The 12,744-nt window shown below is 69.6% G+C and carries 15 protein-coding genes; 4 read left to right on the forward strand and 11 right to left on the reverse strand.

Annotation, left to right across the window (positions count from 1 at the left end):
* Positions 1 to 104 precede the first annotated feature (104 nt).
* Complete coding sequence (locus tag AC07GB_RS32660) at positions 105 to 512, forward strand: hypothetical protein (RefSeq protein WP_478851834.1); 408 nt, start codon at positions 105 to 107, stop codon at positions 510 to 512.
* A gap of 75 nt (positions 513 to 587) precedes the next feature.
* Here the strand turns inward: AC07GB_RS32660 and AC07GB_RS32665 are convergent, their stop codons facing one another.
* The 3 genes from AC07GB_RS32665 to AC07GB_RS32675 all read right to left on the reverse strand — a co-directional run bounded on the left by AC07GB_RS32665 (position 588) and on the right by AC07GB_RS32675 (position 3,334).
* On the reverse strand, positions 588 to 1,118 hold the full coding sequence (locus AC07GB_RS32665; protein ID WP_478851836.1) for a VOC family protein: 531 nt from the start codon (positions 1,116 to 1,118) through the stop codon (positions 588 to 590).
* 312 nt (positions 1,119 to 1,430) lie between these two features.
* The gene (locus AC07GB_RS32670; protein ID WP_478851838.1) at positions 1,431 to 2,675 is read right to left on the reverse strand and encodes a flavin-containing monooxygenase; all 1,245 of its coding nucleotides are present in this window, start codon (positions 2,673 to 2,675) and stop codon (positions 1,431 to 1,433) included.
* A 92-nt stretch (positions 2,676 to 2,767) separates the two neighbouring features.
* Positions 2,768 to 3,334, reverse strand: coding sequence for a hypothetical protein (locus AC07GB_RS32675; RefSeq protein ID WP_478851840.1), 567 nt, complete (start codon positions 3,332 to 3,334; stop codon positions 2,768 to 2,770).
* Between the two features lie 218 nt (positions 3,335 to 3,552).
* Here AC07GB_RS32675 and AC07GB_RS32680 point away from each other — a divergent pair, with 218 nt between their 5' ends.
* The 3 genes from AC07GB_RS32680 to AC07GB_RS32690 all read left to right on the forward strand — a co-directional run bounded on the left by AC07GB_RS32680 (position 3,553) and on the right by AC07GB_RS32690 (position 6,712).
* Entirely contained in the window at positions 3,553 to 4,092 is a 540-nt protein-coding gene (locus AC07GB_RS32680) for a GNAT family N-acetyltransferase (protein WP_478851842.1), read from the forward strand.
* Positions 4,093 to 4,199: 107 nt separating this feature from the next.
* Entirely contained in the window at positions 4,200 to 5,921 is a 1,722-nt protein-coding gene (locus AC07GB_RS32685; RefSeq protein ID WP_478851844.1) for a CBS domain-containing protein, read from the forward strand.
* 50 nt (positions 5,922 to 5,971) lie between these two features.
* On the forward strand, positions 5,972 to 6,712 hold the full coding sequence (locus AC07GB_RS32690) for a class I SAM-dependent methyltransferase (protein WP_478851846.1): 741 nt from the start codon (positions 5,972 to 5,974) through the stop codon (positions 6,710 to 6,712).
* Between the two features lie 21 nt (positions 6,713 to 6,733).
* Here the strand turns inward: AC07GB_RS32690 and AC07GB_RS32695 are convergent, their stop codons facing one another.
* The 8 genes from AC07GB_RS32695 to abc-f form a co-directional block, all read right to left on the reverse strand.
* Positions 6,734 to 7,171 carry a Dabb family protein gene (locus tag AC07GB_RS32695; RefSeq protein WP_478851848.1) on the reverse strand — a complete coding sequence of 146 codons (438 nt, stop codon included), beginning with the start codon at positions 7,169 to 7,171 and terminating at the stop codon, positions 6,734 to 6,736.
* The gene (locus tag AC07GB_RS32700) at positions 7,168 to 7,800 is read right to left on the reverse strand and encodes a TetR/AcrR family transcriptional regulator (RefSeq protein WP_478851850.1); all 633 of its coding nucleotides are present in this window, start codon (positions 7,798 to 7,800) and stop codon (positions 7,168 to 7,170) included. The genes AC07GB_RS32695 and AC07GB_RS32700 overlap by 4 nt, the downstream gene beginning before the upstream one ends.
* A 231-nt stretch (positions 7,801 to 8,031) precedes the next feature.
* On the reverse strand, positions 8,032 to 8,358 hold the full coding sequence (locus AC07GB_RS32705; RefSeq protein ID WP_478851852.1) for a DUF1048 domain-containing protein: 327 nt from the start codon (positions 8,356 to 8,358) through the stop codon (positions 8,032 to 8,034).
* Position 8,359: 1 nt separating this feature from the next.
* Positions 8,360 to 8,716, reverse strand: a complete 357-nt coding sequence (locus AC07GB_RS32710) for a DUF1048 domain-containing protein (protein WP_478851854.1) — start codon at positions 8,714 to 8,716, stop codon at positions 8,360 to 8,362.
* Entirely contained in the window at positions 8,713 to 9,039 is a 327-nt protein-coding gene (locus AC07GB_RS32715) for a PadR family transcriptional regulator (protein ID WP_478851856.1), read from the reverse strand. The genes AC07GB_RS32710 and AC07GB_RS32715 overlap by 4 nt, the downstream gene beginning before the upstream one ends.
* 173 nt (positions 9,040 to 9,212) lie before the next feature.
* Positions 9,213 to 9,794, reverse strand: a complete 582-nt coding sequence (locus AC07GB_RS32720) for a BlaI/MecI/CopY family transcriptional regulator (protein WP_478851858.1) — start codon at positions 9,792 to 9,794, stop codon at positions 9,213 to 9,215.
* Between the two features lie 102 nt (positions 9,795 to 9,896).
* Positions 9,897 to 10,448: a CGNR zinc finger domain-containing protein gene (locus AC07GB_RS32725; RefSeq protein ID WP_478851860.1), complete on the reverse strand. Its 552-nt coding sequence runs from the start codon at positions 10,446 to 10,448 to the stop codon at positions 9,897 to 9,899.
* 135 nt (positions 10,449 to 10,583) lie between these two features.
* Positions 10,584 to 12,218, reverse strand: coding sequence for a ribosomal protection-like ABC-F family protein (gene abc-f / locus AC07GB_RS32730; RefSeq protein WP_478851862.1), 1,635 nt, complete (start codon positions 12,216 to 12,218; stop codon positions 10,584 to 10,586).
* Positions 12,219 to 12,744: the final 526 nt, after the last annotated feature.

Raw genomic sequence — 12,744 nt, forward strand, 5'->3', positions numbered from 1 at the left:
TCGGCGCTCTGCCCTCGTGATCCATCCCTCACGGTCTGTTCCGTAGCCTCCTCGTGCTGCGACGCTTGCTCCGCGCGTCACGTCGGCAGCCGGGGGAGCGTGAGATGCATCCTGATCTCGGATCTTTATGGACCGCGGCCGGAGTGGTATCCGGCTTCCAGGTGACCGGATTCGCTCTGCGGATCAATAGAGAGATCGATGTCAGCGGCAAGGGCGACATCACGTGGCTGCCTCCCGCGGACATCCTCAACTTGCTCTCGATCGCCGTATCGATGCTCGGGGTTTTCATCGCACCCGTTCTGGACATCGGTAGCGCGACCGTCCCAGTGAAGGCGTTCGGTCTCTCCGTCCTCTTGCTCGCGGGATATCCATTCGTACTCGCGGGCCACTACGACATGTTCAACCCGCGAACGCACCGCTCATGGACGTATTGCCCGAGACAGGAGCAGATCGCCCTGGCCGTCGTCGGTGTCTTGGCCGTCGCCTATGTCATTCTCGCGGCGCTCCGCTAGGGAGACAGGACGGCGAATGACGATCCGCTGTTTCGACCGGTATCCGGCTCGGCCTCGACGCGCCGGCGGCCCGGGTCAGCGCCAGTGGTTGTTGCTGAAGTGGTCGCCGGCGAGCCAGCGGGCGAGGTCGGCGTGCGCGGTGGCACGGCGCTCGGCGTCGATCTTCTCCACGTCGGGGTGGTCGACGGCCAGTTCCAGGATGAGTCCGTTGGGGTCCGTGATGTACAGCGAGACGCAGAACCCGTGGTCGATGACGTGAGCGTTCGACTCCGGGTGGTCGGCCGCGTTGACGCGCTTGAGTATGGCTTCCTGGGTCTCCGCCTCGACCTTGAGAGCGAGGTGGCGCAAGGGGGTGGAGTTGATCTCGGTCTTGAACTCCTCCTGGTCCTTGGGGTCGGCGAACTGGAAGAAGGCGAGTGCGCTGCCGTCGGCCAGACCGTACAGGGCGTGGCTGTAGGCGCGTTCGGCCCCGGACAGCACCTCGCGCTCGGTCCACGTGGCGACCAGGGGCAGGCCGATCACGTCCTCGTAGAAGCGCCGGTTGGCTTCCTGGTCGTCGGTGATCCAGGCGTGGTGGTGGAGGCGGAGCGGCAGGGTCTGGTTCATCGCGGGTCATCTCCGTTGGTGGGGTGGGGTGTTGGGCCGGATACCGGGGTGGTTGCCGGTGCTCTGACCAGCATGCCGCTCGCAGCGGTTGAACGTTAAATAAGTTTGGGCCATTGTTCGCGCGTCGGGGCGGGGTGGCTGTCCGGCCTGGAGGGGGCCTTGGTGCGAGGGCTCCGACCAGGCTCGATGGGGCAATCCTCCGCCTGCCGCGGCGGTCGGCCGCTGGGTGGTCGACGCGGGTCCGCTGCGGCGATGGCGTGGCGAGAAAAGGTTGAAACTTAATCTACTCAGGGTGTCGCCCGAGGGTTTTCCCTACCGGCCTGGATCGGCTCCGCTCGCCGGGGCGTGTGCGGCGCCCCGGTTCGCACCGCGCTGCGAGGGCACCCGGCTGGACTTCGCCGCGATGGCCCGTGCGATGCCGCGGGCCTCCACGCCGGCCTGGCGCAAGGCCCCGCTGAGGGGGTTGGTGAAGCCGGCGAAGTACAGGTGCGGGGCTTCGGTGGAGGTCCGCGGTCCGTGGACGGCGGGGTGGCCCGACCCGTCGAGGACGGGCACGTCGGGAAGCAGCACGTCGAGGCGGGGGCGGTAGCCGGTCGCGGCGATCACGGCGTCCGGGCTGACGTGGGAGCCGTCCGCGAGAGCCACGCCCGCTCCCTCGAAGCCGACCACCGCGGCCACGGGGTGGACGAGACCGGCCCGTACCGCCGCGACGAACCCGTGGTCGAGCACCGGGTTGTTCCCCTCGCGCGCGTTGCGGGTGAAGGGGCCGGTGCGGGGGCGGGGGACACCGAAGGAGGTGAGGTCCCCTACCGTGCACCGCTGGGTCAGCAGGGCGGACCGGTCCCGCCAGGTCACCGGCAGGAAGTCCGTCAGCCGTTCAGCGATGTGCCACCGGCTGGAGTCGCGCGGCAGGATGTTCGGCGGGGTGCGAATGGCCAGCCAGACCTTCTTGGCCCCCTCCCGCGCGAGCACGCTCGCGATCTCTGTGCCGCTGTTGCCCGCGCCCACCACCAGCACCGACCGGCCCCGGAAGGGTGCGGGACCGCGGTAGTCAGCCGCGTGCAGCAGAGTGCCGCCGTACGCGTGCCGCCCGGGCCAGTCGGGCACCACCGGGGTGTGGCAGCGGCCCGTGGCCACGACCACCGCGCGTGCCGCCGTCGTGCCGCCGGTGGTGCGGACCTGCCACCGGGGCCCCGCCTGCCCCGGGGCGGGTTCGATCCGCTGCGCCGCGGTCCCCAGTCGTACGCGCAGTCCATGGTGCTCGCGGTAGCGTTCCAGGTAGTGCACGAAGTCGTCCCGCGCCACCCAGGGGCCGTAGCCGCGCGGCAGGGCGAGCCCAGGCAGGTGCGAACCGCCCCGGGAGGTGTGCAGCCGGAGGTGGTCGTAGCGCAGAGCCCAGCTGGCCCCCACGTGCTCGCCGCGTTCCAGTACGACCGTCGGTACGCCGGATCGGCGCAGCATCGCGGCCACGGCCAGGCCGCTGGGTCCGGCCCCGATGACCACCGCGGGCGCGTCACTGAGCGGAGAACTGTCCGGCGTACGGGGCGTTTCAGGCATCCATCTGGAAACGAATCACCGCGGGCGGGGACACGCCTGGCAGGGGCGCGGGACGGAGCGGGGGCGGGCGCGGTGGATGCGTCGGGTGCGGCTCACTCGGTGTGGAGGCCCACCGGCTCGCCACAGGAACGGCAGGCAGAGGTCATGCCGCCGTCGCCGTCCGCCTCGGAGGGCGCGCACGACATGCACTGGAGCAGGTCGCAGCCCTTGCATAGGAACCCGGAACCGTGCTCCGTGAGTTGGTCGTGCGTGACGAACATGGCGAAGTCGCTCGCCCGGCGGGCGGCCTCCGGGATCTCGACGGGTGAGACGTAGCAGCCGCACCAGGCGCAGTGGGTGGCTGAGCGCACGGGCGTCTCACGCGGGATACGCCGACCCGGCTCGATGGGACGGCCGTCCGCCTCCTCGAACAGGTGGAGGAAGTCGCGTCCGAGGTTCCCCTCGGGCGTCTCGACGATGACGTACTCCAGCCGCTCCGTCACCGGGCGTCCCCGCAGAAATTCCAGCGCCGCGGCCCGGCTCGGCCCGCGGTGGATGTGATAGGTTCCGGCGGCCTGCCTCTCGGTCCGCACGTACGCCACCACATCGCGTGCCGCGTCGGCTTCCGCTTCCGCGGAACTCTCGGCACCACCACGCTTGTTCCGACGCCAGAACGCCATGGGAACTCCCGGTAACTCGGCGACACGCTTCCTTGCGCGCTCCCGTCCGAGTCTCGCGCACCCAGCGCGGGACCGGTCCCCGAGCGCGGGTGCCTCTGCCCGTCTGCCCGTCGGAGGGGACGCACGGCGAGTCCGTACGACACCCAAGGCCGAGGCCGAGGCGCACGCTGAACCTGGCGGAGGACGCGATGTCAGTGGCTGCTGCGAGACTCCGCGGCATGACCACCGACTCCTTCCACCTGCATCAAGTCACCTCGGCCCGGGACATCGACCCGCATGTGCGCCAAGCCCTCCTCGAATGCTGGGTCGATGTCACCAACGCCGGCGGGGCCGCGGGCTTCCCCTTACCGCCCCTCGACATCCAGCAGGCCGCGCCCGCCCTCGACGCCCTCATCGAGGGCCTCGCCCCGCGTACGTCCCGCCTCCTGACGGCCTGGTGCGGCAGCGAGTTGGTCGGCTGGCTGCACCTGCGCCGCGAACTGTCCCCTCTCACCGCTCACTGGGGAGCCGTGCAGCACGTCCAGACCCATCCCAGCATGCGTGGCCGGGGCATCGGCGCGGCCCTGACCGGACACGCCCACCTCGTGGCCCGTGACGAAATGGGCCTGGAGCAACTGCACTTGGCCGCGCGTGGCGGAGCGGGTCTGGAAACCTTCTACGCACGACTCGGCTGGCAAGAGATCGGCCGCTGGCCCGGAGCCCTGCGGCTGTCCCCCGGGGACGACCGCGACGAGGTCCTCATGCTCCGTCAGCTGTAACGTCATTGAGGCCTTACTGCTCCACCGGCCCCGCGGCTGCCCGGGTAGGCTCGCCGAAAGATCGCACGAGGGTCCGATACGGCAGGTTCCGGGGGAATGACGTGGGTGTGACGAGGGCGTGGATGGTGCGTGCCGGGGCCGAGGGCGAGCGGGAGGACATCTCACTCGACGAGGGCCTGACGATCGCCGGCTGGCACGAAGTCGGTGACCTCACCCACTGCACCACCCCGGACGACCTCAAAGCCGTACTCGTCAAGGCATACCCCCGGGAGAACCCCCGTGTCCTCGGCAACTGGCGAGGACAGCTCTGGCGCTTTCGTGCCGTCCTGGCGCCCGGAGACCTCGTCGTCATGCCCCGGAAAGCCGGCACCGTGGCCATCGGCTACCTCACCGGCGACTACCGGTACCGGGCGGACGCCCCGGCAGGGCTGCGCCACGTACGCAGCGTCGACTGGAAGCGCCGCGACGTGCCGCGCTCGGAGTTCCGCGCCGACCTGCGCGCCACGCTCGGCTCGTTGCTCACCGTGAGTGAGCTGCGCCGCCTCGACGCCGGCGTACGTCTTGCCGCACTGGCGGACGGCCAAGCGGACCCGGGTAACCCGGACGCCCCCGCGGACCTGCGGCTGCTGGAGGGGCCTGCCGCGTTGGCGGCCAAGGTCGCCGAAGCCGCCTCGGGGAAACCGGTGGAGCTGGCCGTGCGTGACCTGCTGAGCATCTGGGACTTCGTCAGCCGCTCGGACAAGGCGGTCGCCACCATCCGTCACGACCTGGCCGATTTCGGACTCGCGGTGGTCCCACCGATCACCGAGGTCCCCTCCATCGATCACTTCGTCCGTGTCCTCCCCATCGGCCAGGCGCCGGAAGCCGAGAGGCGGTCGCTGGGCAAGGAGACCGCGAACCTGGAACTTGAGCAGGGGGAGGTGGACGATCCAGTCGCGGACATCCTCGTCGAGGAGGACGAAGACACCGCGACCACCGGGGGCGCCGGGGGCGCCGGAGACGGCGGCGGCCCGGCCGATGCCGAGACGCCCACGGAGACGGGGGAGGGGGAGGAGACCGGCGACGAGGACGAGGAACCCGCGCGCACGACCCCCGTGGTGGTCACCGTGGGACGGTTGCCTTCAGCACGCAGCGTGCCGAAATCGGTCACGCTCTCCGATCCACTGACACGAGCCGTGGAACTGATGTCCGAGCACGCGTACGACCAGCTCCCGGTCCTCGACAGCGACGGCAACCTGTGCGGGACCATCACCTGGCGGGAGATCGGTGCCACGAACCGTCCCCCCACCGCACTCGTCAAGGACGCCGCCGTGCTGAAGGTCCGGTCGGTGCGGACGAATGAGCCGATGGTGGACTGTCTGGCCGACGTGGCCGACCACGGCTGTGTCTTCGTGGTCGATCCGGACGGCGCCCTTTCCGGCATCGTGACCAGTCACGACCTGGTCCACCGGTACGAGCAGGAACTGAGCCCCTACGCCCTCCTTGAGGAGTTGGAGCTGCGCCTGCGCCGAGCGCTCACCAACGCCTTGGTGCAGATAAAGGAGACCACCGGCGCGTACGGCCTCGACGGGGACCCCGCGAAGATCAGAAAACTCGCCGGTGAAGGCCTGAACTTCAGCGACTACGTCAAGCTGCTCAAGCGGCCCGACGTGTGGCGGGCCACCGGCTGGCAGTTCCCGCAGGAGAGCTTCGCCGCACGCATGGACCGGGTTCGCCAGATCCGCAACAAGACCATGCACTTCCACAAGAACGACGACGACCGCGCCAGCGCGGTCGACGAGATCCGCGTCGCCCTCCAGATGCTCAAGACCGTCCAGCCACAAGCCTGACGCCCCTCTTCGTGTTGACCGCCCCCGGCAGGCGGTGCTGGAGTCGGCACGTGGACAGCATCCCCGCCAACCGGCGGCTCTGGAACCGGATCAGCAGCGACTACCAGCACAGGCACGACCCGCGAATCGGCGCCACACCCCGGCTGTGGGGCATGTACTCCCTCCCCGACGCGCACCTGCGCGCCCTGGGTGACGTCACCGGCAAGCGCGTCCTCGAACTGGGCTGCGGCGCAGGCCAGTGGTCCAGGGCGCTGGCCGCCGAGGGCGCCGCCGTGGTCGGGCTCGACCTGTCCGACGCCCAACTCGCCGCAGCGGCCCGCGCGATGGGAGCGCCCGGCTATCCGTTGGTGCAGGCCGCCGCCGAGCAGCTCCCCTTCGCAGCCGACAGCTTCGACCTGGTGTTCTGCGACTTCGGTGGACTCAGCTGGGCGCCCGCGCACCTGGCCGTCCCACAGGCCGCGCGCGTCCTGCGCCCCGGCGGACGCCTGGTGTTCAACGTCGCCAGCCCATGGTTCGAAGCCTGCTACGACGACGCCGCCGGCCGCGTCACCACGACGCTGCAACGGGACTACTTCGGCCTGAACACCATCGCCGAGGGCGACGGCGCGACCAGCTACCAGCTCACCTACGGCGACTGGGTCAGGGCCCTGCGCGGCGCGGGCCTCATCATCGACGACCTCATCGAACCACGGCCCGACCCCGGAAGACCCAACGGCTACAACGAAACCGACCCACCCGACTGGGCCCACAACTGGCCGGCGGAACTGCTCTGGGTGACTCACAAACCGTAGGTCCCGGCACGCCGAGGCGTGTCACGTGGGCTGGTGCGTGCTGCCGGTGTTGGTGGGGGTCGGTGCGCTGCTGCCGGTGTAGGAGGGGAGGTCGGCCACCAGCTTGGTGAGGGCCGGGTCGCCCGCGTAGCGCCGCGCGTGCAGGTCGGCGATCTTCTGGGCGATGTCCGGGTCGTCGCTGTCGGTGGTGTCGTAGGAGACGAAGGACTCCAGCAGGGGGAGGCCGATCCGGTCGGTGTGCGCGTGCGAGGGCGCCATCAGGTACTCCCAGTACCCGTCGAGGTCTTCGATGAGGAAGACGGCGCCGTACTCGAACTCGCCGCCGATGTCTCTGCCCACGACGTAGCGTGTGACCGCGTCGATCGACTCGCCCTGGTTGCGCAGGCTGGCGAGGGCCTCCTCGCGCTGTGGGGCGGTGGCGGTCGTCTTGAAGGTGAAACGGTTGTGGTGGTAGATCATGTCTCTCCCTCGGTGGTCCTCGGGTGGTCCTCGGGGTTCGGGGGCGGGGCGGCCCAGTAGCCCAGCAGCGCGGTCACGGCCTGGTCGGCCAGGCGTAGGGCACGGTCGAAGCCGACGTCGTCGATCGCCCCGATGCTCGCGAGGCCGTGCAGCGTGCCCCACAGCAGGTCGCAGGCGTCCTCGACGTCGAGGGCTTCGGTCGTGCTTTCGGCGGCCCACGCTTCGACGAGCTGTCTGGTGAAGGCGATCACGCTCTCGGCGGTGGCGCGGCGGGTGGAGGCGTCGACGTCCGTGCCGGGCGCGCCCGACACGAGTTGGTAGAGGGCGGGTCGTGACCGGGAGAACTCCAGGTAGGCGGCTGCCGCCAAGTGCGGTCCCCGCGACGCCGGTTCGCCGGTCACCGCGGCCCGCATCCGTTCCACCAGCTCACCGTTGGCCCGCTCCAGCAGCGTGTGCAGCAGGGCCTCTTTGCTCGGGAAGTGCTGGTAGATCACCGGCGCGCTGTAGCCGATCTCGGTGGCGATGCGCCGGATGGTCACCGCGCGCCAGCCCTCGGCCTCGGCCATCCGGCCCGCGGTCTCCAGGATCTCGGCGAACGTCCGCCGACGTACCTCTGCCCGCTTCCCCACCGGCAAACCCCTAACGTTGTTAGGAAAGCTAACGCCGTTAGTATTTTGTGTGTCGCCGGGCCTGTCAAGGGTGTGTGGCTGGTGCCGCGCTGTTGTCCCGATCGACCTCGTCGGGCCGGCCTGCTCGACTTGCTTCGGGAGTTGGGTGCCGGTGCTCGCCCAGCACGTCGCGCGATGGGGGGCCGCAAGGCCGTCGCCTCCGGCGGCCCCGGGCCGGTGGGGCGGCGGGCGTTACTTCTTGTCCGTGCCGGGTTCCGCGCTGATGGCTGCCTGGTAGGCATCAGCGTAGGTAGCGGAGTCCTTGATCAGGTCGTCGCAGAACGCGGCGACGTCGGTGCCGATGAGTTCCAGGACGCCCTTGCCCGCGGCGGCGCCCTCCTCGAAGAAGTCGACGATCTCGGGGAGCAGGGGCCCGTCGTGCAGGCTGACCGGTCCGACCTTGAACAGGTACTTCTGCATCTCCTTGTAGACGATCTGGTAGTCCGGCGGGAGGGTCTTGACCCGAGCCAGGTGTGCCCGCCACTGCTTCTTGCCCTCGATGATGTCCTGGATGCTCACGTCAGCCTCCCAGCCGGCTCAATTTCCGTGCGACGTTCCTGTTCAACTGCTCGCGCCACCGGTCGCGATAGGTTCGGGCCCCTTCTCCGCCGGCGAGCGCGGTGCAGAAGCCCTGGATGTCCTCGCCGAGCACCTCGTGGACGCTCTGCCCGTCCGCCGCTGCCACTTCGAGCAGCCCCAGCGCGGAGTCGAGGATCGGCGTCAGGTTGCGTCCGGTGAAGTCGCCGTAGGGAAAGAGGTGGGAGACGATCTGCCCCCACGCCGCCCGGTAGTCGTCCGGCAGGACCTCGGCCCGGGCCTCGAACGCCTTCCATTCCCTGGTGAGATCGCTGCCTGTGATCTTCTCCCAGAAGTTCATCTCCCGCCCTCCTTGAGCCTGTTGATGCGTGATGACAGGTACTGCCATTTCGTCCAGAACTTCGCGAGTTCCTCGCGTCCCGCGTCGTTGAGCGCGTAGAACTTGCGCGGCGGACCGACCTCGGAGGGACGCTTCGTCACCTGGACGAGCCCGTTCCGCTCCAGCCGCAGCAAGATGGTGTACACCGTGCCCTCGATGACGTCGGTGAAGCCGAGTTCGTTCAGGCGGCGCGTGATGGCGTACCCGTAGGTTTCCTCGCTGCCGATGATTTCGAGCACGCACCCTTCGAGCGTGCCTTTCAGCATCTCTCTCAGGTCGTCCATCGCGGATACTCCTCAGCCCTGTCGGTACTGCGTGCTACTGAGTACCGCTATACGGTACCACCGAGTAGTGGAGGGCGGCAGTATCTACGGCAGGCGTAAACCCGGAGCTACGCGAATGACGACAGGCGTCGTACGCTTCCTAGCGGCACCCCCGCCCAAGAGGGAGCGCGGCTCTAGGCCTCGGTGTCCTCCGGCGCGACGGGGGTGTACATCACCGACCGCTGCTGCTTGTGGCGCTGGACGCGGCCCTTGGCGACCAGGGATTCGAGGGTGTTCCGCACCACCTGCGGGGTGGGGTTCCGGCTCGGGTGCTCGGTAAGGAGTTCGTCCCGGAGTTCCTTCGCCGAGCGGGGCTCGGCGTGGCCGGTGAGCAGGTCGAGGAGCAGGTCCCCGAGCAGCGGCTGACGGGAGGGCTCTTTTGTGCCGCCCTTCGCCTTGGCTCCGGCCGTGGCGTCGGGCTTCGCGGAAGCCATCCGGCGCGGTGCGGAACGTCGCGGGGACGCCCCGGTGGCGGCGCGGCGCCGGGCCCGGGCGACGTCGGGCTCGTCCTGCGCCTGCTCCGGCAGGCGCGAGGCATCCGCGAACCCCTCGTACCGTTCGGCGAGGGCGAGGATGTCAGTCAGGAGGGTTTCCTCCTGTTTCAGCAGCTCGATCTTCTTCGTCAGCTCTTCCTGACGCTTGCGGTTCTCCGTCAGTTCCGACGCGACCTGTTCCACGTACCGCGATCGGAGCTGGGCGGCTGATCGGCTGCTCACACCGTTCACTCCCTCGATATGGATGATGCTGGGCATCGTACCCACGTCGGGGAGGCGGTGTCGGCCGTGGTCACACGTATGACCGCGGCCGGGTGGGGTGTGTCAGGCGGTCGTGGTCTTCTTGCGTGCGCGGTAGGCGGCGGCTTTGATCTTGTTGCCGCAGGACTCCATGCCGCACCACTGGCGGCGCATGCCGCGGGAGCGGTCGATGTAGACGCGGGTGCATTCGGGGTTGCCGCACTCCTTGAGGAGGGGGACGTCGGGGCTGCTGAGGAGTTCGACGGCGTGGCGGGCGACGGTGGCCAGGGCCTGGGCGGGGGTGGCCTCGTTGTGCCGGCCGGTGAGGGTGAGCTGGGGTGTCACCGGGTTCTGGCGGGCGGCGCTGTTGAGTACGGCGAGGGCCTGGCGGTCGAAGGGGTCGCCGAGGCGGCGGTCGGTGATGAGGTGGTAGAGGGCCTCGCGGACGGTGATCGCCGCCCGGACGTCGTCGTCCGTGCCGGGTGTGATCGTGTCCACGAGGCCTGATTCCAGGTACCAGGCGTTCAGGCGCTCGGGGGTTACGAACATCTCGAACCGCGTCGAGCGCCGTGCGCGGAGCGTGGCCGCGAAGTCGAGGGCCGGGTGTCCGCAGACGAAGACGTGGTCGAGGTTCACATCACCATCCTGGCAGGTGACTGTCGGGGGGCGCAAGAATCGTCACACGCCGGGCCGCCCGCTCGCGGCTCGTACCTCCTTCCCAGCCGGATCGCGCGGCCCCGCCACCGTTCAGGCCTCCGCCCACCTCGTGCCTCACACTTCGGGGGCTCCGGTCTCCTTGAGTTCTCCGTCTGCCAGGCGCAGCCAGCGGTTCACTCCGATCTGGGTGAGGAAGCGTTCGTCGTGGCTGATGACGATGAAGGCGCCTTGGTAGGCGTTGAGGGCGCTTTCGAGCTGCTGGGTGCTGATGAGGTCGAGGTTGTTGGTGGGTTCGTCGAGCAGGAGCAGGTGGGGGGCGGGTTCGGCGCACAACACGCAGGCCAGGGTGGCGCGCAGCCGCTCGCCGCCGGAGAGGACCCCGACGGGCAGGTGGGCGCGCGGGCCACGGAAGAGGAAGCGGGCGAGCAGGTTCATCCGTTCCGCCTCGGGCCGCTGGGGGGCGAACGCGGCGAAGTTCTGTGCCACGGTGCGCTCGGTGTCCAGCAGGTCCAGGCGCTGGGAGAGGTAGGCGACCCGGCCGTCGTGACGCCTGACCTCCGCGCCGTCCGGCACGAGTTCGCCGGTGACCAGGCGCAGCAGGGTGGTCTTGCCCGCGCCGTTGGGCCCGGTCAGCGCGATGCGCTCGGGACCGCGCACGCTCAGGTCGACGCCGCCGTCGGCGAACACGCTCTGACCGGCGTGGTGGACCTGCATCCCCTGGCCCAGGAAGAGGTCGCGCCCGGCGGGCACCTGGGTGTCGGGCAGCTCCAGGGTGAGGTGTTGTTCCTGGCGCAGGGTGCGTTCGGCTTCCTCCAGGCGGGTTTTGGCCTGGTGGACGCGGGTGGCGTGCATCTGACCCGCCCGGCCTGCGGATTCCTGGGCGCCGCGTTTCATGGTGCCGGCGAAGATGCGGGGCAGGCCGGCGTTGCTGAGGTTGCGGGCGGCGTTGCTCTGGCGGCGCTCGGCGCGTTCGCGGGCCTGTTGCAGCTCGCGCTTTTCGCGCTTCAGCTCCTGCTCGGCGTTGCGGATGTTCTTCTCGGCGGTCTCCTGTTCGGCGCGCACGGCCTCTTCGTACGCGGTGAAGTTGCCGCCGTACAAGCGCAGTTCGCCGCTGTGGAGTTCGGCGACGCGGTCCATGCGGTCCAGCAGGGCGCGGTCGTGGCTGACCAGGAGCAGGCAGCCGGTGAAGTCCGCCAGGGCGTCGTGGAGCTGGTGGCGGGCGGCGCGGTCGAGGTTGTTGGTGGGCTCGTCAAGGAGCAGGACCTCGGGGCGTTTGAGGAGCTGGGCGGCCAGACCCAGGGAGACGATCTGGCCGCCGCTGAGTGTGCCCAGGCTGCGTTGCAGGGAGAGGTGGGACAGGCCGAGCCGGTCGAGGTGGGCGCGGGTGCGCTCTTCGATGTCCCAGTCCTCGCCGATGGTGGTGAAGTGCTCCTCGCGTACGTCGCCGGACTCCACGGCGTTCAGGGCGTGGATGACCGCGTCGATGCCCAGGACCTGGGCGACGGTGAGGGTGCTGCTCAGGGGCAGGTGCTGGGGGAGGTAGCCGAGGGTGCCCCGGGTGTTGAGGGTGCCGGTGGCGGGCTTGAGGTGACCGGCGATGAGTTTGAGCAGGGTGCTCTTGCCGGAGCCGTTGGGGGCGACCAGTCCGGTGCGGCCGGCGCTCAGGGTGAAGGACAGGTCGTGGAAGACGGGGGTGTTGTCGGGCCAGGCGAAGGAGACGTTCGAGCAGACGACAGCGGCGTCGGACATGGAGGTGACCTCAGACAGGTGACGGGCAGACAGACCTCTGCCCTGGCAGGTGCGGGACAAGGGGGTACGACAAGAGACGGCCACGGCCCACACGCGTCAGTAGCGTCGTCCGGCGGCCGGTCATATCCGGGTCTCATCCGGAGATGTCGTCGTCACCCACCATGTCTGCAACTCCTCGATCACTCGATGAAGCGGTCCAAGTCGCGCACAGCGTAGCAGGTGTCGAACGGCTGCCCGCGACACGTGTCGACGTACCCGGTACCCGCGTATGTGAACCGGCGGCATCCGGGCCGCCCGGCCGCGGCACCCGGGCCGTCCAGCCGGGGGCGCCCGGACCGTCCGGCCGTGCAGGGACAGCTTGTTGACGCCGCGTCGGTCCGTTGACGGCGCGAAGAGGCCGTGCCAGCATCGTCACCCACTGAACAGGTTACGATTCCGATCACTCACATGTGGTCACACGTGTGTCATCGCCCGGCTGGTGTCCAGCCGCGCCGGGCCGACACCTGGGCGGACTGTGCACCGCCGC

The organism is Streptomyces sp. NPDC045778 (assembly GCF_056431945.1).

Bases quoted from the DNA above. Each gene is read 5' to 3' on its own strand.
- AC07GB_RS32660 (WP_478851834.1), top strand. From the start codon at position 105: ATGCATCCTGATCTCGGATCTTTATGGACCGCGGCCGGAGTGGTATCC.
- AC07GB_RS32695 (WP_478851848.1), bottom strand. From the start codon at position 7,171: ATGATCTACCACCACAACCGTTTCACCTTCAAGACGACCGCCACCGCC.
- AC07GB_RS32715 (WP_478851856.1), bottom strand. From the start codon at position 9,039: ATGGACGACCTGAGAGAGATGCTGAAAGGCACGCTCGAAGGGTGCGTG.
- AC07GB_RS32670 (WP_478851838.1), bottom strand. From the start codon at position 2,675: ATGCCTGAAACGCCCCGTACGCCGGACAGTTCTCCGCTCAGTGACGCG.
- AC07GB_RS32680 (WP_478851842.1), top strand. From the start codon at position 3,553: ATGACCACCGACTCCTTCCACCTGCATCAAGTCACCTCGGCCCGGGAC.
- AC07GB_RS32675 (WP_478851840.1), bottom strand. From the start codon at position 3,334: ATGGCGTTCTGGCGTCGGAACAAGCGTGGTGGTGCCGAGAGTTCCGCG.
- AC07GB_RS32710 (WP_478851854.1), bottom strand. From the start codon at position 8,716: ATGAACTTCTGGGAGAAGATCACAGGCAGCGATCTCACCAGGGAATGG.
- abc-f (WP_478851862.1), bottom strand. From the start codon at position 12,218: ATGTCCGACGCCGCTGTCGTCTGCTCGAACGTCTCCTTCGCCTGGCCC.
- AC07GB_RS32665 (WP_478851836.1), bottom strand. From the start codon at position 1,118: ATGAACCAGACCCTGCCGCTCCGCCTCCACCACCACGCCTGGATCACC.